Genomic DNA, 458 nt, shown 5'->3' with positions numbered 1-458 from the left:
GCGCGCGTCAGTCGTCGGTCCGGAACAGGTCGAGCACGCGTTCGCGCTCGGCCGCATCGACGGCGGCAGGCATCGGCTCGTCGCGCTTGCCGTTGTCGGCCGGCGCGTCGGGCGCATCGATGGCCGCCGCGCCGCCGCACGCGAAGCGGCTGCGGATATACGCCGGCACGTCGGCCGTGCACGTGCCGCGCGTGTATTCCGCGTAGACGAAGTCGCCGTCGACGAGCGCGACGTCCTGGGGCGGCATCGCCGCGACCGGCGTGCGCCCGTCGACGGCCGTCTTCATGTAGTCGAGCCAGACCGGCAGCGCGAGCGTCGCGCCGGTCGCGCGCCCCATTGGGCGCGGCGTGTCGTAGCCGAGCCACGCGACCGCGACGATGCCCGACGAATAGCCGGCGAACCATACGTCCTTCGACCCGTTCGACGTGCCCGTCTTGCCGGCCGCGTCGTCACGCCGC

General features: G+C 73.6%; 1 pseudogene. It reads right to left on the bottom strand.

What is annotated here, in order from left to right:
* Positions 1 to 7 precede the first annotated feature (7 nt).
* A pseudogene (locus tag M3147_RS19000) lies at positions 8 to 458 on the bottom strand (hypothetical protein); the annotation flags it as partial.

The sequence above is a fragment of the Agromyces mediolanus genome (assembly GCF_023715325.1).
Taxonomy (GTDB): Bacteria; Actinomycetota; Actinomycetes; order Actinomycetales; family Microbacteriaceae; genus Agromyces; species Agromyces mediolanus_A.
This window is presented reverse-complemented; position numbering and strand designations above follow the sequence as displayed.